This is a genomic window from Streptomyces sp. NPDC052101 (assembly GCF_040680235.1).
Taxonomy (GTDB): Bacteria; Actinomycetota; Actinomycetes; order Streptomycetales; family Streptomycetaceae; genus Streptomyces.
Map to the genome: position 1 here is coordinate 1 of NZ_JBFAWH010000137.1, position 1,303 is coordinate 1,303.

The following is a 1,303-nucleotide window of genomic DNA, read 5'->3' on the forward strand; positions in this document are numbered from 1 at the left end:
CGCTACGCCGAGGGGGAGACGGCCGAGACCATCGACCCGGCCCGCGCCGGACGCCTCCACATCCTCGAGGTCCAGCGCCTGATGCGCACCTCCCCCAAGGCGATCATCGCCGTCGTGAACGGCTGGGCGGCCGGCGGCGGCCACTCGCTCCACGTGGTCGCGGACCTCACCCTCGCCTCCCGCGAGCACGGGAAGTTCAAGCAGACGGACGCCACCGTGGGCTCCTTCGACGCCGGCTACGGCTCGGCCCTGCTCGCCCGGCAGGTGGGCCAGAAGCGCGCCCGCGAGATCTTCTTCACCGCGCGCGAGTACTCGGCCGAGGAGATGGTGGCCATGGGCGCGGTGAACGAGGCCGTGGACCACGAGCGCCTCGAGGAGGTCGCCCTCGAGTACGCCGCGGACATCAACCGTCAGTCCCCGCAGGCCCTGCGCATGCTCAAGTTCGCGTTCAACCTTCCCGACGACGGCATGGCCGGCCAGCAGGTCTTCGCCGGCGAGGCCACGCGCATGGCCTACATGACGGACGAGGCCGTGGAGGGCCGGGACGCGTTCCTGCAGAAGCGCGACCCGGACTGGTCCGCCTTCCCGTACCACTTCTGACCGACCACCACGGCAGGACGGAGACCCGCCCATGCTCGCACTGCTCAACGACCAGCCCATCCTCGTCCTCATGGCCACCGTCGCCCTGGGCGCCGCCGTCGGCACCATCCCCCTGGGCAAGATCCGCCTCGGCGCCTCCGGAGCCCTGTTCGTGGGCCTGCTCGTCGGGGCGGTGCTGCCCGACGTCGGCGACCGGCTGGCCCTGTTCCAGAGCTTCGGCCTGGCCCTGTTCGCCTACCTGATCGGGCTCGGCGCCGGCAAGGTGTTCTTCCGGGACCTGCGCCGCAACCTGCCCCTGATGCTGGCCGCCGTCGTCGTGGTGATCCTCACCGCCTTCACGGTGCACCCGCTGGCCGCGCTGCTCAACCTGGACCTGCCGACGGCGATCGGCGTGTGGACGGGTTCGCTCACCGCGACGCCGGCGATGGCGCTGGCGAACCAGCTCACCGGCGGGCAGGCCCCGGCCGTGGGCTACGGGCTGTCCTACCTGGTGGGCGTGGTCGGCACCATCATCGCGATCACCGTGCTCGCCGCCCGCCCGTGGAGCAGTTCCCCGCGCGATCCGGCGCCGGTGACCGACGGCAAGCTGCGCTTCACCGCCGCGGCCGCCACCTCCGCCCTCGCCGTGCGGGAGATCCCGGGGATCGCCGAGGGGCTGGTGCGCGTGGTGGCGCTGCGCCACGGCGGCGTGGCCCGGATCGCC

The 1,303-nt window shown here is 72.8% G+C and carries 1 protein-coding gene and 1 pseudogene; both read left to right on the forward strand.

What is annotated here, in order from left to right; translation table 11 throughout:
* Nucleotides 1–600 (forward strand): enoyl-CoA hydratase-related protein (locus AB0L75_RS44290; RefSeq protein WP_365191953.1); only part of this gene is annotated, 600 nt, incomplete at its 5' end.
* Nucleotides 601–631: 31 nt separating this feature from the next.
* A pseudogene (locus tag AB0L75_RS44295) lies at nucleotides 632–1,303 on the forward strand (hypothetical protein); the annotation flags it as partial.